The 20,338-nt window shown below is 58.6% G+C and carries 17 protein-coding genes and 3 pseudogenes; 7 read left to right on the top strand and 13 right to left on the bottom strand.

All coding sequences use genetic code 11. The annotated features are described in order from the left end of the window. Positions 1-34: 34 nt before the first annotated feature. The 6 genes from ACST81_RS25815 to ACST81_RS25790 form a co-directional block, all read right to left on the bottom strand. Positions 35-871, bottom strand: coding sequence for a sugar phosphate isomerase/epimerase family protein (locus tag ACST81_RS25815; RefSeq protein ID WP_142859693.1), 837 nt, complete (start codon positions 869-871; stop codon positions 35-37). After that, positions 868-2,601: a hydantoinase B/oxoprolinase family protein gene (locus ACST81_RS25810; RefSeq protein WP_142859695.1), complete on the bottom strand. Its 1,734-nt coding sequence runs from the start codon at positions 2,599-2,601 to the stop codon at positions 868-870. The genes ACST81_RS25815 and ACST81_RS25810 overlap by 4 nt, the downstream gene beginning before the upstream one ends. A 22-nt stretch (positions 2,602-2,623) precedes the next feature. Continuing rightward, the gene (locus ACST81_RS25805) at positions 2,624-4,696 is read right to left on the bottom strand and encodes a hydantoinase/oxoprolinase family protein (RefSeq protein ID WP_142859697.1); all 2,073 of its coding nucleotides are present in this window, start codon (positions 4,694-4,696) and stop codon (positions 2,624-2,626) included. Between the two features lie 99 nt (positions 4,697-4,795). After that, positions 4,796-5,569 (bottom strand): ABC transporter permease, encoded by a 774-nt coding sequence (locus ACST81_RS25800; protein WP_142859699.1) that lies wholly within the window; start codon positions 5,567-5,569, stop codon positions 4,796-4,798. Further along, the gene (locus ACST81_RS25795) at positions 5,562-6,350 is read right to left on the bottom strand and encodes an ABC transporter ATP-binding protein (protein WP_142859701.1); all 789 of its coding nucleotides are present in this window, start codon (positions 6,348-6,350) and stop codon (positions 5,562-5,564) included. The genes ACST81_RS25800 and ACST81_RS25795 overlap by 8 nt, the downstream gene beginning before the upstream one ends. A 7-nt stretch (positions 6,351-6,357) precedes the next feature. Then, the gene (locus ACST81_RS25790) at positions 6,358-7,212 is read right to left on the bottom strand and encodes an ABC transporter substrate-binding protein (protein WP_438754706.1); all 855 of its coding nucleotides are present in this window, start codon (positions 7,210-7,212) and stop codon (positions 6,358-6,360) included. Positions 7,213-7,623: 411 nt separating this feature from the next. On the opposite strand from ACST81_RS25790, the gene ACST81_RS25785 reads away from it, so the two are divergent. Continuing rightward, entirely contained in the window at positions 7,624-8,274 is a 651-nt protein-coding gene (locus ACST81_RS25785; RefSeq protein ID WP_236774510.1) for a TetR/AcrR family transcriptional regulator, read from the top strand. 452 nt (positions 8,275-8,726) lie between these two features. On the opposite strand, the gene ACST81_RS25780 is transcribed toward ACST81_RS25785, so the two are convergent. Further along, positions 8,727-9,032: a hypothetical protein gene (locus tag ACST81_RS25780; RefSeq protein ID WP_142859707.1), complete on the bottom strand. Its 306-nt coding sequence runs from the start codon at positions 9,030-9,032 to the stop codon at positions 8,727-8,729. A gap of 255 nt (positions 9,033-9,287) precedes the next feature. Between ACST81_RS25780 and tnpA the strand changes: the two genes are divergently transcribed. The 3 genes from tnpA to tnpC all read left to right on the top strand — a co-directional run bounded on the left by tnpA (position 9,288) and on the right by tnpC (position 11,733). Further along, positions 9,288-9,776 (top strand): IS66-like element accessory protein TnpA, encoded by a 489-nt coding sequence (tnpA, locus tag ACST81_RS25775; protein ID WP_206666272.1) that lies wholly within the window; start codon positions 9,288-9,290, stop codon positions 9,774-9,776. Beyond that, positions 9,773-10,129 carry an IS66 family insertion sequence element accessory protein TnpB gene (tnpB, locus tag ACST81_RS25770; protein WP_133675562.1) on the top strand — a complete coding sequence of 119 codons (357 nt, stop codon included), beginning with the start codon at positions 9,773-9,775 and terminating at the stop codon, positions 10,127-10,129. Before tnpA ends, tnpB begins: the two co-directional genes overlap by 4 nt. Positions 10,130-10,200: 71 nt before the next feature. After that, a complete protein-coding gene (tnpC, locus tag ACST81_RS25765; RefSeq protein WP_269703576.1) occupies positions 10,201-11,733 on the top strand; it encodes an IS66 family transposase in 1,533 nt (510 codons plus the stop codon). 117 nt (positions 11,734-11,850) lie between these two features. On the opposite strand, the gene ACST81_RS25760 is transcribed toward tnpC, so the two are convergent. Together ACST81_RS25760 and ACST81_RS25755 are read right to left on the bottom strand one after the other, a co-directional pair. Then, complete coding sequence (locus tag ACST81_RS25760) at positions 11,851-13,197, bottom strand: aspartate aminotransferase family protein (RefSeq protein WP_142859710.1); 1,347 nt, start codon at positions 13,195-13,197, stop codon at positions 11,851-11,853. 108 nt (positions 13,198-13,305) lie between these two features. Further along, positions 13,306-14,763: an APC family permease gene (locus tag ACST81_RS25755; protein ID WP_142859712.1), complete on the bottom strand. Its 1,458-nt coding sequence runs from the start codon at positions 14,761-14,763 to the stop codon at positions 13,306-13,308. 122 nt (positions 14,764-14,885) lie between these two features. Here ACST81_RS25755 and ACST81_RS25750 point away from each other — a divergent pair, with 122 nt between their 5' ends. Continuing rightward, entirely contained in the window at positions 14,886-15,920 is a 1,035-nt protein-coding gene (locus ACST81_RS25750; RefSeq protein WP_269703573.1) for an AraC family transcriptional regulator, read from the top strand. A 165-nt stretch (positions 15,921-16,085) separates the two neighbouring features. Continuing rightward, complete coding sequence (locus ACST81_RS25745) at positions 16,086-16,475, top strand: IclR family transcriptional regulator domain-containing protein (RefSeq protein ID WP_305765334.1); 390 nt, start codon at positions 16,086-16,088, stop codon at positions 16,473-16,475. Here ACST81_RS25745 and ACST81_RS25740 read toward each other — a convergent pair. Beyond that, entirely contained in the window at positions 16,445-17,368 is a 924-nt protein-coding gene (locus ACST81_RS25740) for a helix-turn-helix domain-containing protein (protein ID WP_305765333.1), read from the bottom strand. The genes ACST81_RS25745 and ACST81_RS25740 overlap by 31 nt on opposite strands. 117 nt (positions 17,369-17,485) lie before the next feature. On the opposite strand from ACST81_RS25740, the gene pobA reads away from it, so the two are divergent. Then, complete coding sequence (gene pobA, locus ACST81_RS25735; protein ID WP_269703567.1) at positions 17,486-18,658, top strand: 4-hydroxybenzoate 3-monooxygenase; 1,173 nt, start codon at positions 17,486-17,488, stop codon at positions 18,656-18,658. Positions 18,659-18,795: 137 nt separating this feature from the next. Here pobA and ACST81_RS25730 read toward each other — a convergent pair. The 3 pseudogenes from ACST81_RS25730 to ACST81_RS25720 all read right to left on the bottom strand — a co-directional run. Continuing rightward, positions 18,796-19,062 (bottom strand): annotated as a pseudogene (locus tag ACST81_RS25730) (peptide ABC transporter ATP-binding protein); the annotation flags it as partial. Between the two features lie 5 nt (positions 19,063-19,067). Beyond that, positions 19,068-19,220: pseudogene (locus tag ACST81_RS25725) on the bottom strand (transposase); the annotation flags it as partial. A 328-nt stretch (positions 19,221-19,548) separates the two neighbouring features. After that, positions 19,549-20,331, bottom strand: a pseudogene (locus ACST81_RS25720) (IS110 family transposase); the annotation flags it as partial. Positions 20,332-20,338: the final 7 nt, after the last annotated feature.

The following is a 20,338-nucleotide window of genomic DNA, read 5'->3' as shown; positions in this document are numbered from 1 at the left end:
GTCCGACCCACAAGCTCGCGGGCCAGACGCGATATTAGCGCGGGCCTACGAATGGGCCACAACGCTCGATGGCGATACGCACAGTCTCTTCTGGATCCCGTTCCCACCAGTCCAGTTCAGAGAAAAGTTCCAGCTCGAACGGACCGTCGTAACCGATGTCATCAAGCCATCCCCGAATGGTAGCGAAATCAATCACCCCATCGCCCACCATGCCACGATCACGGAGGTTCCGCGTCGGGACTAGCCAGTCGCAATAGTGGAACGTGTGGATGCGGTCTTTCCCGGCACGGCGAAGCTCTCGCTCAAATGCGGGGTCCCACCAGCAATGATAGACGTCCGCGACCAGGCTGGCAGCTTTGTCACCTAACTCGTCGATAAGATCATTGGCATCCGTGATCAGGTTGAGTGCGCTGCGATCGCCACAATACATCGGATGCAGCGGCTCAAGTCCGAGTTTTACCCCTGAGGCCGCCGCGTAAGGCGCGAGTTCGGCAAAAGCATCGTGAATGCGCCTGCGCTGGGCGGGCAAGTCTTTGTCACCCTGCGGCAAGCCGCCGATTACCATGACGACGCAGGGGGCGCCGATGGCAGCCGCCTGGTCGATGATCCGGCGGTTCTCATCGATCTTGGCTCGGTAAGCTGCCGGATCGGTTTCGCTGACCCATGCACTCGTGCAGAGCGAAGCAACCCACATCTGTGCGTCGCGCAGGTGCTTGGCGGTTTGTTCGACGCCATAATCGTCGAGGAAGTTCCGCCACACCGCTATACCTCTGATTCCTTGGCGCGAATAGCCTTCGATCGCCTGAGGCATGGTCCATGTGGGGGTCGTGATCTGATTGATCGCAAAGCGCGTAAGATCGTACTGGGTCACGCGAAAGCCTCCTGTGCGCGTCGTGCGCCGGTTGCTGCTGCATTGATGGTGATACCGTCTTCTTCGAACACGATGCCGTGGTGTTCACGGGCAAAGGCGGCAGTGATTTTGCCATTCGAGAGATCGTCGGCGATGAGCTCGAGCGAGCGCTTTAGCGGATCCCCGTAGCCGCCGCCGCCAGCCTGTTCGTGGCGGATCACGACATCGCGGCCGATGGTGCGGGTGATCTTGGCGGGAAGGCGAGTGTTTTCGCCCTCCGGATCAAGGATATTGACGCAAGGTGCTGCCGGCTTGCCGCCGAACAGGCCGTAGGGCGCATGATCATGCCGGTCCGCGCGAATCTGCAAAACGGCTTCCTCGGCGAGGAGGCGGTAAGTGCGGATCAGGCCGAGGCCCCCGCGATACTCTCCGGCTCCGCATGAATCGGGGCGCAGGCTGTATTCGTCCATCATAAGCGGATAACGGACCTCTAGCGTTTCCACCGGCAGGTTCGACATGTTCTGCGAGGGGTTGGTGACGCCCTCGACCCCATCCTTGTTCCAGCGGCCGCCCCAGGCGCCGTTGATCATGTCGACCAGAACGAATGGTTCGCGGGTTTCTTTATCCCAGCCGCCGAAGGCCAGAACTGTGTTGCCGCCCTCGCCCGCCGCCATGACCTTTTTGGGTGCGATCTGCGACAACGCTCCCAGGACGGTGTCAACCACGCGATAGCCGGTTAGAGCCCGGGCTGCCACCGGCGCCGGCATCTGCGGGTTGAGGATCGAACCTCCCGGCGCGGTGATAGTGATGGCGCGATACACGCCAGCATTGTTCGGCACCTCCGCGTCGAGCGCGCAGCGCACGGACAGATAAGTTGCCGACTTGACGAAGGATAGCGTCGAGTTGATCGCGCCCTTAACCTGCGGCGAAGACCCCGCGAAATCGACATCGAGGTGATCACCCTTGACGGTGAGCTTGACCTTGATCGGGATTGCGTCCGTTGAAAACCCGTCGCCGTCGATGAAATCCTCGAAATAGTAGTCGCCATCCGGCCACGAGCGGATAGCGGCACGCGTGAGCTGCTCGCCGTAGTCGATCAGGTCGTCGAAATAGCTGTCCAGCTCATCCGCACCATAACGCTCGATCAGGCGGAGCAACTCACGCTCGCCGAGATTGCAGGTGGCGAACTGCGCTTCGAGGTCGCCGAGGACCAGTTCCGGCAGACGCACGTTCTTGGTGATGATGCGTATCAGCGTATCGTTGAGAACGCCCTTGTCGTAAAGCTTCATCGGCGCAATACGAAGACCTTCCTGGTAGATCTCGGTCGAGTCCGCTGCATTCGAGCCGGGGACGCGGCCGCCGACGTCACAATGATGCGCAATGACCACCGAGAATCCACGAAGCGTATCGGCGTGGAAGATGGGCCGGATCATGAAGATGTCCGGAAGATGCATGCCCCCTTCATACGGGTCGTTGAAAACGATCACGTCGCCGGGAGCCAGGTTGTCGGCGTACTTTGCCATGATGACGTCCATTGCATCCGGCACGGCGCCAAGATGCAACGCGACCGTTTTTGCCTGCGACAGGATGCGCCCATGCTTGTCGCAAAGCGTGACGGAGTAATCGAGAACGTCCCGGACGATCGGGGAGCGTGCGGTGCGCATGACGGCGAAGGCCATGTCGTCGACGATGGTGTCGAGCGCATTTTTGATGACAGCGAAGGTGATCGGATCGTTGGTTTTCTGGGCCATGAGGCTGTTCCTTCCGAAAGACTCAAGCAAGTGTGGCGACAACGTTGCCGAAGGCGTCGAGGTCAGCGGTGGCACGCGGAGGTATGACGATGGTGGTGTCCGGGCTCTGAATGATGAGCGGTCCCTGCACGCCACCCTTGAAGGTGCTGCGCTCGTAGATCGGCGTATCCACCCAGCCGTCCGTGCGAGAATGATAGATCTTGCGGCTCGTGGCTTCTGCTGTGGCAGTGTCCGGCGCATGCGGAACGAAGCTCAGCCGATTGCCCTGATTGCCGCTCGCGTTCAGACGAATGTTGACGATCTCAACCCTATCGTCCGAGGCATAGCCGTAGATCCCCTTGTAGGCCTCAAGGAACGCCGCACGAAGCAGATCGCGATCGCGCTCTGTGACCGTTTCCGGCAGAGCAATCGGGAGTTCGAAATCCTGGCCCTTGAAGCGAAGATCGGCCTCGAAGCCGCATTCGATTTGTTCGGGGCTGTAGCCTTCTTCGGCAAGCGAGGCTACGGCCTCCGCACGCATGTCCCTGAGCAGGCTGTTGACTTGGTCGATCGGAAGCTGGTCCAGCATGCCGTTCAGGCTGCGCAGGAAGTAGCGCTCCACCTTGGCGGCCAGCATACCGGTCGCCGTGAAGACGCCGGGAGATTTCGGAAATATGACGCGGGAGATGTTGAGCGTACGTGCTAGGTCGCAGGCGTGCACCGGGCCAGATCCGCCGAAGGCAAGGATCGCGAAGTCGCGTGGATCAACGCCGCGTTCTACTGTGACTGCCTTGATCGTGCGAGCCATGTTGATGTTGACCACTTCACGGATGCCGAAAGCCGCGTCCTCGATCGACAGGCCCAGCCTGTCGGCGAGGTCGCGCTTTATGGCCGCGCGAGCACCTTCAACGTCAAGTTTCATGCTGCCGCCGGCGAGCGCTGAAGGCAGAAAACCGAGGACGACGTTGGCGTCCGTGACGGTCGGCGACTGCCCGCCGATACCGTAGCAGACAGGGCCAGGATCGGCGCCAGCCGACAGCGGGCCCACGTGCATGAGGCCCCCTTCGTCGATGCTTGCGATGGAGCCCGCACCGCTGCCAACTTCGGCAACGTCGACGGTCGGCACGCGCATGAGATAGCCGCCGGCCTTGATGAAGCGGCTCGGCGTCGAAATACCGGCGCGGAACTCGTATTCGTTGGCACGCGACAGTTCGCCCTTGTGGATTAGCGAGGCGGAAGCGGTTGTTCCGCCCATATCGAAGACCACGAGATCCTTTTCACCCATGGCCTCGCCGAGACGGCCAGCGCCAACCACACCGGCGGAGCGGCCCGAGGAAATGAAGAAGACCGGCTTTTCCTGCGCCATCTTAGCGCTTGAAAGGCCGCCGTTGGAGTTGCTGATCAGGAGGGGCGCCGAGACGCCGATTTCCCGCAGTCCGTTTTCGAGACGTTCGAAGTAGGCGCGCAGCGACGGCAGGACGTAAGCGTTAACCGCCGTCGTGGAGGTGCGCTCGTATTCGCGGATTTCCGGCAAAACGGAAACGGACGCGGTCACCCACATGTTCGGGAAGTGCTTGTTCATCACCTCGAGCGCGCGCGTCTCGTTTTCCGGATTGCGGTAGGAGTTCAGGAAGCAGATAGCGACGGATTCAACGCCCTCGCTTTCGAAGAAGCGGCCGATCTCGATAACTTCCTGCTCGTTGAGCGGCTTGAGCACACGACCGTCGGCGGTCGAACGCTCGTCAACTTCCAGGCGGTAGCGGCGCGCAATCAGGGGCACGGCCTTTTCCCAGCTCAGATCGAACATGGTCGGCGTGCGAACGCGGCCGATTTCTAAGACGTCGCGAAAGCCCTTGGTCGTGATGAGGCCCGTCTTGGCCCCGACCTTTTGCAGAAGCGTATTTGAACCGACTGTCGTGCCATGAACGACTTCAGCCACCTTGCTAACGTCCAGGCCGGCCGTCTCCGTGATTTGACGAATACCGGTCAGGACAGCCTGTTCAGGCTTGGCGGGTGTCGAGGGGACCTTCGTGAAAAAGGTTTCGCCAGCGTCACCAAATAGCACCAAGTCGGTGAAAGTTCCGCCAATATCAACGCCAATGCGTGCGTTGTCCATCGTTTGCCTCCTGCGCATCCGCGCCGTTTATCGGGTCAAGTTCTCCCGCAGCCGGGGTAAACCCCGTCCGTTGGGTGGTTTGTAGGTGAATTTTCTTGGTCAGTGAGAGCGGACTGACGTATGCCAAGGGATCGACAGCCGCTCTATCCCTTCCATGATGTTGAACAACAGCGATCCCATTGCGATGAGGAGCGCCAGACTGACGAACAGGCCGGGCGTGTCGAATTGCCCTTGTGCCGAGAGAATTGCGAATCCGAGCCCTGAGGAGCCGCCGACAAACTCACCGATGATTGCGCCGATCAGCGCTAGCGAGATCGCCACCTTCAGCCCGGCGAACATGCTCGGCAAAGCACAGGGAAGCCGGATTTTCGTGAGAATTTGCCACTTGCTGGCGCGGCCGACGCGCGCCAGATTGATCATGTCGGGGTCGACGGATCGAAGGCCAAGTACCGTGTCGATTACGATGGCGAAGATCGCAAGCATGACCGCAATGGCGATTTTCGGTTCCGGTCCTATACCCATCCAGACCACAAAAAGCGGTGCCAGTGCGACTTTAGGCACTGAGTTCAGGGCCACGAGGAAAGAAAATACTGGTCGTTCAAGCGTCTTCGACGATACGATGACGATTGCCAGTAGAACCCCGAAAACTGTCGCAAGAAGAAAACCAATCACGGTTACGGCCAAGGTCACCCCTGCATTGTACAAAAAGAATGATGGCATTCTCCAGAACTCCGCCCAAACCGCCGAGGGGGACGGGAGCAGGATCGGCGAAATCGCAAAGAACCTTACGGACAGCTCCCAGACAGCCAGTGCGGAAACCAGCATAACGAAGCCGGGAAGTAAGCGGGCGGCGATTGATGTCTTGTCACGCATTCTTGAAAATCCCCAGCTTCGTGAACACCTGGCGGATGTGACCGCTATAACGACCAAATTCCGGGGTCTCCCGCACTGACAGTTCGCGCGGACGTGGGAGGTCGATATCGAGGATTTCGACGATCCGCCCGGGATGCCGATCAAGGATCACCACGCGATCCGAGAGGAAAACTGCTTCGCTGATGCTGTGCGTGATGAAGAGGATCGTCTTGTGCGTCTCCTGCCAGATGCGCGCCACCTCCACGTTGAGGTCGTCACGTGTCATGGCGTCAAGCGCTCCGAACGGTTCATCCATCAGGAGAATGTCGGGATCTGTCAGGAGGGCTCTACAGATTGACGCTCTCTGGCGCATACCACCTGACAATTCCCATGGCCGTTTATTTTCATATCCACCAAGGCCGAAGCGAGCGAGTTGCGCGCTGGCACGCGCCTTCATCTCAGCAGTTACCTTGCCCTTGATTTCGACCGTGAAAAGAACGTTTTCGAGTATCGTGCGCCAATCGAGGAGCATGTCCCGCTGAAACACCATTCCAAGACCGTGCGGCGGACCATTGATGGCCTGCCCCCGCGTGGATATGCCGCCTCCGGAAATTGGTTCCAGCCCCGCGATACACTTGAGCAAGGTGCTTTTGCCGCAGCCGCTGGGACCGAGGATACTGACGAATTCACCCTTCTTAATGTCGAGGTTTATGTTCTCTAGAACGAGCAAACCCTCGTTGCCGCCATAGCGCTTGTCGACGTCGGCAACCTGGATGTAGTTGTCTCTGACCTGATCAAGCATCGTGGCTTCACCCGATGAATTCGTTGGTGAAAATGTCGGAGAGCGCGAGGCCCGATGGGATTGCGCTTGCCTTTTCCATTGTGCCGAGAGCGGCCTGCCAGTCTTCCTCGGCCTGCCAGCCGATCAGCTTGCCTTTGGTGGCTTCGGTATTGAAGGTCTCGATGGTCATATCGATCTGACGGATAAGGACGTCCTTGATCAATTTTGCATTCGGACGCTGCTGTATCATAGCTTCAGCGCCTTCCGCCGCGTTTCCATCGCGTAGATACGCCCAGGCCTTCTGCTGGGATGCCACAAGCGCCTTGAGGGCATCACCTCGCTTTGAAATCGTCGCGTCGCTTGCAATCAGGCCATAGCTCGGAAAGTTCACGCCCGCATCGCTGGCCAGGATGCCTCTCGACGGTCGCACGGCTTCCGCTGGAGGGATGATCGACGGTCCGGTTGAGAGGATCACATCCGCGCGGCGTGTCGTATAGGTGCTCCAGAGCGCGGCCGGATCAACCAGAAGCAATTCCACGGTGGAGCGATCCAAGCCGCCCTGCGCGAGCCAGAAATCAATGAAGGGCGCCCATGGGCTTGCAGCAAAACAGACGATGCTCTTGCCTTTGAAATCGGCGACCGTTTTGTAGTCGGAATCCCGGTCGACAACCGCGGCTAGGTCAGTGGCGCGACCAAATCCGGCAATCCCTTTTACTAGCGCACTCTTGACGCGCGCTTGCGGAACGAGGCCCAACTGTACCTGTCCGACATCGACCTGGCCTGCATTTACCAGCTGCAGCGTGTTGCCCGAACCTCGGCCGTCCTGCACATCGACCTCAAGGCCGACATCCTTGAACCAGCCCTTAACCTGACAGAGATGCATGGCCGCCTGAACGCCCCAGGGGGCGAAGTCCATGCGCGCCGACAACGGCTGAAGGCCTTGCGGACGACCGATAGCAGGCGCAGCGACCATTCCGATGGAAAATCCGAGAAAGGCCCTGCGCGATATCTTCAATGGATTCCCACCCAGTTTCATTGACGCACCCATTTTTGTTCGTTATAGAACTATTTAGTTTATTAACGAGAGAGCTAGTCCCTTTGTCGAAATGAGTCAACAGAATTTTTTTGGAGGGCATGAATTTAGTTCGTTTATGTTGCGATATCAGCAACTTAACTGACGAAACGGCGATAATCACGCGCAGGATCTAGCGATTTGCGTGGCGGCTTGGTTTCGGATTAATTGTTTGTTTCGAAGCCCTGTTCACGGGGCATTCACAACGTATTGGATCAGGGAATGCGTATCGAGACCGAGGTGGGAGCCAAAAAGAAGAGAATTCGCGATCCGCGCCGGACGCAACAGCACATAATTGAGTGCGCTATCGACGAGTTTACCGAGCGGGGATTTGATGGGGCGCGCATTGACGCGATTGCCGAGCAATCTCAAACGAACAAAAGCCTCATCTACAAATACTTCACAAGCAAGGATGAGCTATACATAGCAAGCCTGTCACATACATATGAGCGGCTTCGTGCATCCCAGCACGAGATCGACCTCGATGAGAACGACCCCGTCAATTCCATGCGGAAACTTGTCGAATCGACCTTCAATACGTTTGCCAATAACCCGCAGATCGTAAGGATGATGACTCACGAGAACGTACAGAATGCACGTTTTTTGAAGCAAGCCCTCAGCATCAAACTTCTGTATACACCACTCCTGGAAAAGCTCAGCAACGTTATTAGAATTGGCCAACAACAGGGTTTGTTCAGAGAAAACGTCGATCTAAAACATCTATACGTCTCGATTTCGGCTTTGGGGTATTTCTATTTTTCGAACACGCATACGCTTTCGATTGTATTGGACGAGGATTTTCAGAGTTCGAAACATATTGTCGGCCAACGCGAGCAAGCGGTAGACATGGTGCTCGCGTACTTGCGCCGTTAATGCGAGCGCGTGTCAGAGCGCACCGCGGGTCGGCGAACTATACATGCGCCCCGTTGCCAGCCTAAGGCGGAGTTGCCGCTACGCAATGCCGTCTGCGAAGCGCTAGGGCATATAAGCGCGAAACCACAGCCTGATTGAGGCAAGTTGGGATCATATCCACCGCGACCGCGTCATAGGAGGGAGAGGCAGCTTGGAGAAGTGCGCCGTCGATCAGATCGCGATCGTGCTAAGCCCTTTGCTGAAGCAAATGCGAGATTTTGGAGGACGGCCACGTCGCACCGTGGGGCTCTCGGCAGCAGCACCCTTACATGCCGTTCAGCACGCGCCAATTAAAGACGCGTGCGATAGACCTGGGCGTGTGGATAGTAATGACTGGATCACGCACCACTCGAAGCAATCAGGTCATATCGGCTCTATCGATTCTGAATCAAAATTCGGCGCAATATGAAACTTTACGCTAAGGTACCTCCATAGCGCGTCATAACCATACTGTCTGGTTTAATGGCGTTCATGAAAGCCGAAGCGGCCGCCGCATAAGAGAACGAAGACATAGAAGCCTCCGAATCCGCCACGGGCGCCCAGTCCACGATAACAAGCCAAGTCCCGCTCTCTCCCGGAGCAGATTCCCGCGAGATAAAGCCTGGCTGCAAAGCAACATGTTCTCGCTCCACGGTCTGATCCAGAGTCGAAAACTGCTCAATCGAGAGGCCGTCGCGAATGGTCAGGGTTACAACTTCGATAACCGATGTCGTTGTCATGGTGCTTCTCCAAAAATCTGGGCATGGGACTCCTAGAGATTAGATCCGGACCTCGGTGGAATTGCTTCTGACATGTCCCAATGTTCGACAATCTTGCCTTTCTCGACGCGGAACAGTCATAGAGGAGATCGCCTTATGCGATTGGCATGACATAGGCACATACATATGTATCCGTCTCAGTCACACATATATCTAGATCTCATGCAAGCTCCTGTAAAGTAAGCGGTGTTTTGCACCCACCTTTCGGATCACGGCGTGATTGACGATGTTGAGCCCGAAAGAGGGCTTGGACATATGTCGATTTCAGAGCTTACGCTTACATCCAGCGATAAAGAGCCGGTGCGCCGGTTTGAGGTTTTCACGGGAAGCGGCCGACGGCGGGAGTGGAGCGACGAGCGCAAGGCGCAGATCGTCGCCGAGAGTTATGAGCCGGGCGTGACGGTTTGCGCAGTGGCGCGGCGTCATGGATTGACCCCGCAGCAATTGTTCACGTGGCGTCGGCTCGCCCGCAAGCCGCTCGAAGCTGTGCCGGTCGTCGAGGTCGTTCCGATGTTTGCGCCAGCGATCCTTGACGTGCCTACGAAGCCTGAAGCGAAAGAGCCGGAACCGGCGCGTGCCTCGAGAAAGAAGTCGAGCAGCGGCGCAATCGAATTGGAGATCGGCGGGGCGATCGTCAGGATCGCCTCCGGTGCGGACGCCGCCACGATTGCCGCGGTGATTCAGGCCGTGAAGGCGCAGTCGTGATCGGGCCTTCCGGAGCGGTGAAGGTCATGGTCGCCACCCGACCTGTCGACTTCCGCAAAGGTGCGGAGGGCCTGGCGGCGCTGGTCAAGGCCGAGATGGGTGCCGACCCGTTCTCCGGCACGATCTACGTGTTCCGAGCCAAGCGCGCGGATCGGATCAAGCTGGTCTTTTGGGACGGCAGCGGCGTCTGCCTGGTGTCCAAGCGGCTTGAGGATGGCGAGTTCCATTGGCCCAAAATGCAGGACGGTGCGATGCGCCTGACGGCCGCCCAGTTCTCGGCCTTGTTCGAGGGGCTGGACTGGAAGCGCGTTCATGCGCCGATCGAGGCGCGTGTCCCGCAGACGGCTGGATAGCCGCCGCGACCAATTGAATCAGCCTCATCCACGCCCTCGTTTTGGTTGGCCGATTATGCTGTTGTCATTCCATGACGATGACGGCCGACGAGCTTCCCGACGACCTGAACGCGCTCAAGGCCATGGTGCTTTCGCGCGAGGCGGAGAATGCCCGGCTGCGCCAGATCATCAAGGAATTGCAGCGTCATCGCTTTGGCCGTCGCGCCGAGACGCTTCCAGAGGATCAGCTTCTCCTTGGGCTCGAGGAAGCCGAGCAGGTCGAGGCGGACGGTCTGGAAGACAAGGAGCACGCATCGAGCGATCTGCGCCGGGAGCGGGTTGCCAAGCGGCGGACAAACCGTGGTGCCCTTCCTGCCCATCTGCCGCGCATCGATGTGGTCATCGACATCGAGAGCCATGACTGCCCCTGCTGCGGCAAAGGCCTGCATCGGATCGGCGAAGACGTCAGCGAGAAGCTCGACATCGTGCCAGCCCAGTTCCGCGTTCTGGTAACGCGTCGTCCCAAATATGCATGCCGGGCCTGCGAGGAAGTCGTCGTCCAGGCGGCAGCTCCCGCGCGGTTGATCGAAGGTGGCATTCCGACTGAAGCGACCGTCGCCCAGGTGCTGGTTTCCAAATACGCCGATCACCTGCCGCTCTACAGACAGGCGCAAATCTACAAGCGCCAGAGGATCGACCTCGACCGCTCGACACTTGCCGACTGGGTCGGTCGCGCTGCCTGGCACCTGCGCCCGGTTCATCAAAGGTTGCTCGAGCATCTGAAGGCCTCGTCCAAGCTCTTCGCCGACGAGACGACCGCCCCGGTGCTCGATCCGGGTCGGGGAAGGACGAAGACCGGGCAGCTATGGGCATACGCTCGCGATGACCGACCATGGCAGGGAGCCGATCCGCCCGGCGTCGTCTATGTCTATGCGCCTGATCGCAAGAGCGAACGCCCAATGGCGCATCTCAATGGCTTCGTCGGCGTCCTGCAGGTGGACGGATACGTGGGCTATCGAGCGCTCGCCGCCGGCAACAGCGTGTCTCTGGCATTCTGCTGGAGCCATGTGCGACGGCGATTTTATGAGTTGTCGGCCGCCGGTCCTGCGCCCATCGCCAGCGAAGCGCTCAGGCGTATCGCCGAGCTCTACAAGATCGAGGACGATATCCGCGGCAGGACGCACGAGGAACGCCGCGCCGTCCGGCAGGACAAGAGCCGCCCGATCGTTGACGACCTCGCGCCTTGGCTGACCGAGCAGCTCGCCCTCATCAGCCAGAAGACCAAGCTCGCCGAAGCCATCCGCTACACGCTCTCACGTTCTGACGGGCTGACCCGCTTCATCGATGTCGGCCGTATCGAGATCGACTCCAACACCGTAGAGCGTTCCATCAGGCCTATAGCCCTCAATCGGAAAAATGCGTTGTTCGCTGGTTCTGATGCGGGCGCTGAGCACTGGGCGACCATCGCCTCGCTCATCGAAACCGCCAAGCTCAATGACGTCGAGCCCATGGCCTATCTTACCGACGTGATCACGAGGGTCGTCAACGGCCATCCCAACGGCCGGATCGATGACCTTATGCCCTGGGCTTATGCCGAGAAGCCGATCCTCAAGGCCGTGGTCTGAGAACACCGCTTACCCTGTAAAGAGTCGAACCGGACATTTTAGGCCGCCTGGGTCGCGCCGGCTTGTCCAGGGCTGGGACATCCTCCACCTGTCGGGGCGCTGACGGGGTCCTCGCACTTAGTTCGGCGCGTAAATTTCAGTGATGATGTTTTTTGTGGTCTCGATATACCCAGCGATATCTTCCTCCGTCATAGGAAGCGTAAGGCCGAGTTGTCCGCGATGGACGGGAAAATAGCCGCGCGTCGCCATCTCCAACGCATAGATCGTCATCTTTTCGTCATCGATCTTGTTCCAGTAATCCCTGTGCGTCTTAATCGTCTGACCGGGCTCCTTGGTGAAGGCGTAGCCGAGGACCGAAAAGCCACCGAACACGACAAAGGGATAGCGTTTCTCCTTCGACCACGAATTCAGCTCATCACGGACCGAGTTCGCCATCGCGTTGAGCTTCTGGTAGGCGTCACGGTCCATGACCTTCATGGTTGCAAGACCGGCCGCACAGGCCATCGGATGGCCATGGTGAGTACCTGACATCATGACCTGGTTTTCTTCGACGACACGGAATATCTGGCGCGAACCCCCGACAGCGCCGATCGGAAGGCCGCCACCAATCATTTTGCCCATGACTGTCAGATCCGGCTTGGTCTCGTAGAGGCTCTGCAGACCGCCGTAGGCGGCACGCAGCGTGATCGTTTCGTCGAATATCAGCAGGATGCCGAGTTCCTTCGCGAGATCGCCAAACTTGCGCACAAACTCCTTGTCGAGGGAGACGATACCGCCGGCGCAAGACTGAAGTTCCATGATGATGCACGCGATGTCGCCGGCGTGCCGTTTCAGAATGCTCTCGCACGCCCTATAGTCATTTTGAACCAAAGTGATGACATTATCGATCTTGTACCCAGGAATGCCGTCGGAGTCCGGGACCGACCTCGGACTGAAGTCGGGACCGGGAAAGTTGGTCGGGCTTGGATGCGTGGAGATGGCGAGGTCATCGGTAAAGCCATGATAGCCGCCTTCGAACTTGGCGATCTTCTTCCTGCCTGTATACCCCCTCGCAATGCGGATCGCGCCGAGGCAGGCCTCGCTGGCGGAACAAAAGAACTTTACTTGCTCGACCGACTCAATGCGATCGCAAAGCAATTCCGCAAGCTCGAGCTCGTGGCCAGTTGGGTTGCCAAACGAGAACCCGGAAGAAAGAAGCTCCTCGATAGCCCTAATGACCGCGGGGTGATTGTGGCCTAGGACATTAGTGGAGAAATTGTTGTTGAGGTCGAGAAGCTTCTGTCCGTCGATCGTATGGATGTACTGCCCCTCGCCGCGCTCGGCGAAAACCGCATGAGGACCATAATTGAAGGTTCGTCTGCTGAAGCCGCCGGGAACGAAGTCTCTGCCCTTCCGTGTCTCGATTTTGGAAAGATGGAATGTCTCCGAAAAGTTCTGGAGAGACGTCTCATAGTCGAGTTTCATTTTTTGCTCCGTTCATTTCAGGGCACGAACTCAGTCCATCCCGGAATGGGTCATTGTCTTACGTGGGCTCCGATGCTCGGCTGGGTGGTTACCGGCCGAAGCAACGGCTCAGGTCTCGGCCGTCGCCTCGGCGAAGGTGCGGTCGAGCCGGTCGTATAGGGCGGGGTTGGTGCGTCGGATGTGCAGGGCGATAAGAATGCCAGCCACCGCGATGAGGATTACGCATATTGGAAAGGAGGTCACGATCGGGCTCTCGCTGCCGGTGAGCAGCGGCAGGTTTCTCGAGACCTGAAAGAAGGCGGCAGCAAGGGCCATGCCTGAGACAGCCGGAGCGATCACCACGCGCATAGTCGAGAAGCCGCGTCGTTCCGTCCGGAAGAAGGAGACAATGGAGATCGATACCAGGACTTGGACAGCCAGAATGCCGATACCTGCGAAGGCCAAAGTCCAGGCATAGACGACCGCGTAGGGATCAGCGCCGATGAGGGAAAAGCCTATGAGGACAGCGGCGACAAGAATAGACTGAACGCGGCCGGCTACATTCGGCGAGCCATTCGCGTGGTGGACGGACGAGAGCCCGGTCCACAAGAGGCCATCCCGACCGAGCGCATAGAAATACCGGTTGAGCGTATTGTGGAACGAGAGCAAGCAAGCAAAAAGGCTTGTCAGCAGCAGGATGTTCACGGCCACGGTGGACCAGCCGCCGAGCACTCCGGCGATCGCGCCGATATAAAAGTTCTCCATCGATTCGCCCGCCTTGGCGGCAACGGCGGAGAACCCATAATACTGAATGACTGCCCAACTGACGAATGCGTAGAACACGGTGATGATAATGACGGCCGCGACGGTTGCTCGTGGAATTGCCTGGTCCGGATGAGCGGCCTCTTCCCCGAATATGGCAGTCGCCTCGAAACCAATGAAAGCGCTAACGACAAATATCAGCGTCACACCAAGTCCCGGCGCAAAGACGTCGGACGGTTGTAGGCCCGAGGCGGTCAAGCCTTCGCTGCCACCACCGGACAGGACCACGCCAAGTGCGAACAGCGACAAGATCAGCAGCTCCGCTATCATGCAGATGCCGAGGAGCCGCCCGGAGAAAACGATATGCCGCTGGCCGCACCAGAGGACCGCCGCCAGTACGAGAAGCGACCAGGACCACCAAGGCAGACCGATCCCCAATGGCTCCAGGGCTGCACGAGCGAAGACACCGACTTGGGCGTAGACCCCGATCTGGATGGCAAAGTAGGTCACCATCGCGAGGAATGCGCCCGCCACGCCGAATGGTCGGCCGAGTCCCTTAGAAATGTAGGCATAGAATCCGCCCGCGCTGCTCACATGGCGTGCCATAGCCGTGAAGCCAGCGGAGAAGATAAGGTATAGTAGCCCCACCAAAATGAACGCGCCGGGAACGCCAATGTTACCGAAGACAAAGGCAGGAGGTGTGGCACCGACTACCGCAGCCATGGGCGCCGCAGCGGCCACGACAAAGAAAACAATATGCGCCACTCCGACTGAGTTGGCTGCGAGGCTTCGTTTCCCAAATTTAGATACTTCGTTATCTGACATGTGGTTCCCCTGCAAGTTTGCTTGATTTTTGTTAGTGTATGATGCGCGCGCTGTGCGCCGGGTCCATTACAGAGCATGCCAGGAAGATGACAATTCACGACAATTCGCGAAACGGAGGACACATGGCGCCTAACACCACGCACCGAACCGCATCCATCCGGGTGTTCGTTTTGCAGGCGATTATCCAGAACCTTCCAAGCGCTGGCATCCACCTGAAAGAATTGCTCACGCGTCACGGCCTTTCGGATGCGCGCATCGGCGATCCGAATGCACGTGTCGACATGCGTGATTACCTTGAGTTTTTTGAAGACGCCGCGAGGACGTTTGAAGACCCAGTGCTGGGCGCTCGACTCGGGTTCGCGTTGCGCCCGGGAGATCTCTGGCCGATCGGATTGCTGCTAATGCAAGCAAGTTCAATCGGATCGGCTCTGAGTTACTATGCACGTTACGCCACAGCGTTTCAGACGGCCACAACATTTTCGGTCCAGGTCTCCCCGGAAGGTTTGATGTGCAGTTATAAAATCCACGATGACATAAGGCCAAGGAACCTTCTGCGACAGGACACGGAATTCACTCTCGCGTGCATATGCAGTCAACTCCGAACCGCCTTTGACGGCAACTGGAGGCCCCTAGAGGTCCATTTCGAGCACGGGTCTGTTGGCCAAGAAGCCGCGCTGCAGCGCATCTTCGGTGCGCCGATTCAATTCACCCAGAATAGGAACTGCATAATTATCGACCCTTCTGACGCCGATCGACAGTACAGGGTTGAGGACCGAGAGTTCATTAACATCCTAAACCAGCATATGGCCTCTGTCATAGCGGCGAGCAACCAGGAGATGTCTGCTACCGAGCAAGTTAAGGCACTGATAAGCGTTCGATTGGGAATCTCGTCTGTCGAATTGGCCGACCTTGCCTCGGAAATGGGAATCACCCCGCGCACTCTCCAACGACGCCTTTCGGACGAGGGGACGTCGTTGCGTGCGATTTTGAGGGTTTATCGCGAGCAGATGGCGACTGCATATTTGGCGCAGGGCAATGTATCAATGGAAGAGATTTCAGCGGCGCTTGGCTACGCCGAATCGACTGTGTTCTCACGGGCTTTCAAGGGCTGGACCGGCAGCAGCCCTGCCCGCAGATCCAAAGTTGAAGAATTGTAGCAGTGGCCCCTCAGGTGAGCGGCCAAGGAGGAACGTGCTTCGGTCGGTCGGGTCGGAGAGGAACGGACCATTGGATAGTCGGTCAACGGCCGCGCCAGATAAGAGCAGTTGTCAGCCATTCTACATGCCCTCCGTGGTCATCGAGGATATGAGAGCAATGTCTTCATGGTGGCCCATGCGCAGACAGGACCGGAGTCAGTAAATCACCAAGCCGCAAGCAGACGCGTTCCGCTTTCGGTGCAAACGCCCGAGCGGCAGCGCAACATTCTCGAAGCCTCCCGGCCCGTCGCCCGTACGGAAAAGACGATCACAGACATGGACGCCTTGCTCGTCGAAATCGGGGTGACCGCCCATCGCGGTTATGCGCTGATCAATCAGGAAGTCGAAATCGGGCTTCGCTCCATCGCCGTGCCGCTGAAAAACGTGCGTGGTCAGACGATCGCCGCTCTCAATGTCGGGCTCGCCGCCTCGATGGCCACGATGGGGGATCTTGTGGAGCGATATTTGCCCGCACTCGTTGCCGTTCAGCGGGAACTGGCGAGAATGCTGGCCTGAAGCGGCGTCTGCCGCGCGCCGGTATCGCCCATCTTGCGCTGCTCGGCGAGCCGCCAGGCGCGCGGCGTCATGCCGGTTTCCCGCCTGAAGAAGCGGTTGAAATAAGCGGGATCGGCAAATCCAAGACCCTCGGCGATCATCTGTACGCTGGAGACGGTGAAGACCAGTTCCTGCTGGGCGATCTCGATCTGGCGCTTGGCAATCAGCCGCTGCAGGCTGAGCCCGGAAACCGAACGGACAAGCCGGTTGAGGTGCGTTTCCGAAAGGCCGAGCTTCCTCGCATAAAAACCGGCTTTCTGCGGCTCGCGGATATGGCGGGCGATCAGCGACAGCAACCGTTCGAAACGCTGCTCCGCCAGGCCCTCACCGCTGGTTTCCAGAAGCGGCCGCGCCGCCCGTGAAAGAAGCGCGACGACGGTCGCAAGCTGACCTTCGATCATCGCGTCGCGACCGAGCTCGCGGGCCTCATATTCCGCGGAAATCCGTTCGAACCCGCTTCGCACTCCTTCTCCATCGGCAAAATACTGCAAGGGCAGAAGCACCGGTTGGGAGAAATTCCGCAGCAGAAGCGCCTGCACCGATGCCGGCAGCGCCCCCTGCAGCATTGTGACGATCACGCCGCCAATATCGCGGGAAAAACGGAAGCCGTGTTCGAAACCGGGTGGCACGATGATGGCGACCGGCGGGCGGATCGGCTCGATGCGGCCATCCAGCAAGGCATCGCCCTCGCCGCCAAAAATGTACAAGATTTGCAAAAAAGCAGAGTGGCGATGCAGGCCGATTTCAAAGCGGTGCAGGCTGCTCCGCGAAAAAAGCGTCTCGCAATGGAAGCGAAAATCGCTGCCCTGTGCAGCTTCTTCGCCATAGAGCCCTTCATTGGCAGTCACCCGCAACTCCGCTCCCTCCTGCGCCTGATGGTCGGATTGTGCAATTTACGGACCGGAAAGTCCATTGAGCTTCCCGCATCGCTTGGTCAATTTCTTGACCGGAGACAAGTTCGGGAGGAAACAATGCGTACACAGGTCGTCATCATCGGCTCCGGTCCATCTGGGCTGTTGCTTGGCCAGCTTCTGGCGAAAGCCGACGTCGAGACCGTCATTCTCGACCGGGTCAGCAAGGATTACATTCTCGGCCGTGTCCGCGCCGGCGTGCTGGAAGAAGGCACGGTGCAACTCATGGAAAAGGTCGGCGCGGATAAACGCCTGCGCCGGGAAGGCCTGCCGCATGACGGTTTTTCGCTGACCTTTGACGGTCGCGACCACCGTATCGATCTCTTCGACCTGACCGGCGGCAAACGCGTGATGGTCTATGGCCAGACCGAAGTGACCCACGACCTGATGGATGTACGCGAAGCGGCCGGCCTCTCAACCATCTACGATGCATCTGATGTCGAGCCGCATGATTTCGATGGCGAAAGCCCTTATGTCACTTATCAGAAAGAGGGCGTAACCCATCGGATCGATTGCGATTTCATCGCCGGCTGCGATGGTTTCCACGGGGTGAGCCGCAAATCCGTGCCTCAAGGCGCGATCAAGGAATTCGAGAAGGTCTACCCCTTCGGCTGGCTTGGCATTCTGGCTGACGTGCCGCCCGTCAACCATGAACTGATCTATGCCAATCACCCGCGCGGTTTTGCCCTCTGCTCCATGCGGTCGCGCACGCGCAGCCGTTATTACATTCAATGTTCGCTGGAGGACCGGCCGGAAGACTGGAGCGATGAGCGTTTCTGGGATGAAATCCGCCGCCGCCTGCCGGAAAACCAGGCGGATGCCATGGTGACCGGCCCCTCCTTTGAAAAATCCATAGCGCCGCTCCGCTCCTTCGTCAGCGAACCCATGCGGTTCGGCCGTCTGTTTCTGGCCGGCGACGCCGCCCATATCGTACCGCCGACGGGCGCCAAGGGCCTCAACCTCGCCGCCAGCGACGTGCATTATCTGAGCGAGGCGCTGATCGAGTTTTATCGCGACAGGTCTGAAGCCGGCATCGATGCCTATTCGCAGAAGGCGCTTTCCCGCGTCTGGAAGGCGGTGCGCTTCTCCTGGTGGATGACGACGATGATGCATCGTTTTCCCGACACGGAGGATTTCGGCCAGCGCGTTCAGGAAGCGGAGCTGGATTACCTAGTGCAATCGCGCGCCGCTTCCACCGCGCTTGCGGAGAATTATGTCGGGCTTCCTTACTGAGAGGCAGCCTCCGTCCTCCCCTCCAGTAACTCGCCCGCCGCCTCGCGCACTGCCTGCATCAGAAGCGAGGGCCGCGTAACGGCCTCCACCGGGCCACTGGTAATCGCCAGTCTCGACAGGCAGGATTGGTGCCTGTCTTAGAGACGCCCTGCGTCGATGATCTGCTTAAGGAATGCGCGCGTGCGTTCCTGGGTAGGGGATCCGAAGATCTGGGCCGGCGGCCCGGCCTCGAGGAGTCGGCCCTGTTCCAGGAAGACGACGAGGTTCGAGACCTCTTTTGCGAACTGCATTTCGTGGGTAGCGAGGATCATTGTCATTCCCTGCCCTGCCAGATCACGAAGAATATCGAGGACCTCTGCGACAAGTTCTGGATCGAGTGCAGACGTGATCTCGTCCAGTAAAAGGGCTTGGCGTTCGACGCAGCAAACTTCTTCTTCCATTCATACAGGGAATGTTGGCTCACGCCGAGGCGCTGCGAAACCTCCGCAACCGGATAACCTCGCTCGGTGATCTGGCGAACAGCGTCGCGCTTAAATTCTTCGGTGAAATTCGTTTTGCTCATGATGCTCTTCCTGCCTCAAAATTAGGAAAGAAGGCGTCTACAAATCTAGGGGCTTCTGTGGTTGCCGCCCGTGATGCAAGAAGTTTCTGAGCCATTGAGGTGTGATCGAGTGCGGTCTTCTGTCAGGCCTTCAAATGCGGCACTTTGGAAGCCGCTGGCCGATATGGTGATCAGCGGATCAGGTCCAAATCTATTCAGCGAGCTGAATGGCTCCTAGCCCCGAACTGGTTTTCCTGATCCAGATCTGTTCGATCATTTTGCCCATATGGGTCATCGACGTTCTCACACCTCCGTCATCGACACTAAACTGCCCCGCATTGCACCTCCGTCATGCAGCAGCAGCCTGCGCCGGATTGTGATAGTCCTCCTCCTTCGTCAGCATGGCCCAGATCGCTCGCGCCATCTTGTTTGCCAGCGCAATGGCCACAAGCATCCTCGGCTTCCTAGCCAACATCCGGGACAGCCACGATCTTTCCGAGATCGTCTTTCGCCCGAGCCAGTTCAAACGAGACATTGCTCCCATGATCAGCAACCGCCTGATGTCGGCTTGTCCGGCCTTCGATATGCGCCCAAGCCGCTCTTTTCCTCCGGACGAGTGCTGCCGCGGCACCAAGCCCAACCACGCTGCGAAGTCTCGCCCGCGTCGAAAGCTCTCCATTGGCGGTGCGAAAGCCTCGACGGCCAACGCGCTCATCGGTCCGATGCCCGGCATCGTTTGCAGCCGACGCGCGGTGTCAGTCTGTGCTGCCAGAGCGCCGATCTGTTTGGTCCTGGTCTCAATTCGCTGCGTCTTCTCGGCGACCTGCAGCAGAAGATCAAGGCACTCCTCGCGAACCAGTACTGGCAGATCGCTGTTCTCGGCTTCGACGATCGCCTCAATCTGCTTCAAATGCCCGATGCCCTGCGGAGTCGGATGCCCGAACTCGTAAAGGATTGAGCGCAGCGCGTTCACTAGCTCCGTACGCTGACGCACAAGTCGCTCTCTTCCGCGGAACAGAAGCGCTTGCGCTTGCTGTTCCTCTGCCTTCGGCGTGATGAAGCGCATCTCAGGTCGCTGCGCGGCGATAACGATCGCTTCGGCATCCGCGGCATCGTTCTTCTGGCGCTTCACTAATCAC

It is taken from the genome of Pararhizobium sp. O133 (assembly GCF_051669845.1).
Taxonomy (GTDB): domain Bacteria; phylum Pseudomonadota; class Alphaproteobacteria; order Rhizobiales; family Rhizobiaceae; genus Pararhizobium.
The sequence above is the reverse complement of the archived record's forward strand: the minus strand, read 5'-3'. Positions and strand labels throughout refer to the sequence as shown.

Excerpts from the sequence above, each read along its gene's own strand:
- ACST81_RS25810 (WP_142859695.1), bottom strand. The coding sequence starts at position 2,601 with ATGGCCCAGAAAACCAACGATCCGATCACCTTCGCTGTCATCAAAAAT.
- ACST81_RS25805 (WP_142859697.1), bottom strand. The coding sequence starts at position 4,696 with ATGGACAACGCACGCATTGGCGTTGATATTGGCGGAACTTTCACCGAC.
- ACST81_RS25800 (WP_142859699.1), bottom strand. The coding sequence starts at position 5,569 with ATGCGTGACAAGACATCAATCGCCGCCCGCTTACTTCCCGGCTTCGTT.
- ACST81_RS25795 (WP_142859701.1), bottom strand. The coding sequence starts at position 6,350 with ATGCTTGATCAGGTCAGAGACAACTACATCCAGGTTGCCGACGTCGAC.
- ACST81_RS25790 (WP_438754706.1), bottom strand. The coding sequence starts at position 7,212 with ATGCATCTCTGTCAGGTTAAGGGCTGGTTCAAGGATGTCGGCCTTGAG.
- ACST81_RS25785 (WP_236774510.1), top strand. The coding sequence starts at position 7,624 with ATGCGTATCGAGACCGAGGTGGGAGCCAAAAAGAAGAGAATTCGCGAT.
- ACST81_RS25780 (WP_142859707.1), bottom strand. The coding sequence starts at position 9,032 with ATGACAACGACATCGGTTATCGAAGTTGTAACCCTGACCATTCGCGAC.
- tnpC (WP_269703576.1), top strand. The coding sequence starts at position 10,201 with ATGACGATGACGGCCGACGAGCTTCCCGACGACCTGAACGCGCTCAAG.
- ACST81_RS25760 (WP_142859710.1), bottom strand. The coding sequence starts at position 13,197 with ATGAAACTCGACTATGAGACGTCTCTCCAGAACTTTTCGGAGACATTC.
- ACST81_RS25755 (WP_142859712.1), bottom strand. The coding sequence starts at position 14,763 with ATGTCAGATAACGAAGTATCTAAATTTGGGAAACGAAGCCTCGCAGCC.
- ACST81_RS25750 (WP_269703573.1), top strand. The coding sequence starts at position 14,886 with ATGGCGCCTAACACCACGCACCGAACCGCATCCATCCGGGTGTTCGTT.
- ACST81_RS25745 (WP_305765334.1), top strand. The coding sequence starts at position 16,086 with ATGGTGGCCCATGCGCAGACAGGACCGGAGTCAGTAAATCACCAAGCC.
- pobA (WP_269703567.1), top strand. The coding sequence starts at position 17,486 with ATGCGTACACAGGTCGTCATCATCGGCTCCGGTCCATCTGGGCTGTTG.